The sequence below is a fragment of the uncultured Mesonia sp. genome (assembly GCA_947499595.1).
Taxonomy (GTDB): Bacteria; Bacteroidota; Bacteroidia; order Flavobacteriales; family Flavobacteriaceae; genus Mesonia; species Mesonia sediminis.
In genome coordinates, this window is the sequence record CANMOY010000031.1 from 1 (window position 1) to 918 (window position 918).

The window sequence follows — 918 nt, forward strand, 5'->3', positions numbered from 1 at the left end:
TGAGCATTTCTATTGGGGCGATAACCGTAAGAATTTGGACTGAAAATCGCTTCTAATCTAGGTTCTAAAAACATTTTAACCACCATTTGTCCAACCCTGTCGCTGATAGTTGGTATTCCAAGTTTACGGATTGAACCGTCTTTCTTTGGTATCTCAACTTCTTTGACTGGAGGAGGAAAGTAACTCCCTGATGCCATCCGGTTCCAAAGTTTGTACAGATGTTTGCTTCGGTTTGCGTCAAATTCACGCATACCAATAGCATCTATCCCTGCACTTCCTTGCTTAGAAAGCACCTTTTGATAAGCCTCCCAAACCATTCGGCGACTTATCGGTATTGATTTTGTTTCATTCCATAAATTCATCCTCACATTTTGTAAGTTGATTGATAAAATATAACAGTACAACTTAACCCCTTCGCTCCATTTCCATTACAGAAACTTCTTCACTAATACGGGTTAATCTGCCACTACATACAGCATCGGTATTTTGCCTCTAGGTTGTGCCTATTGTGCATTTCCCTTAACATTTGTAGGTAGCTTCCCAAGTTCCGTAAATAAGCCTAAATAAAGTTCTTGCCATCTGAATGACGCCAGCCTTACAGAAAATAAATAGGTTATCTCTGTAATTAATGTTATCGCTAACATTACTTTTCACTCCGTATCATACTTCGTAGCTTTTGACTGAAGGTAGCAACTTCTCGACACCTCTTCAATGGTTCACTTGCGTTCAACTCCTTTATTTGTACCTGCTAACCTCAAGGGTTAGATTCTCCTAAACGCTCAGCACCAAGACTATTAATCAAAGCACCTTTAGGTGGTTTAGAGCCATCGCCTATACAAAGACTCTGATGGACCTACCATCATCTTATTTACAGCATTCAACCGTTTTATTGCCTTGGTTGATTCTTGGCACACTATG

1 pseudogene is annotated in these 918 nt (G+C 39.9%); it reads right to left on the reverse strand.

The annotated features are described in order from the left end of the window. Window positions 1–362: pseudogene (locus ACH2AZ_RS12420) on the reverse strand (group II intron reverse transcriptase/maturase); the annotation flags it as partial. Window positions 363–918 lie beyond the last annotated feature (556 nt).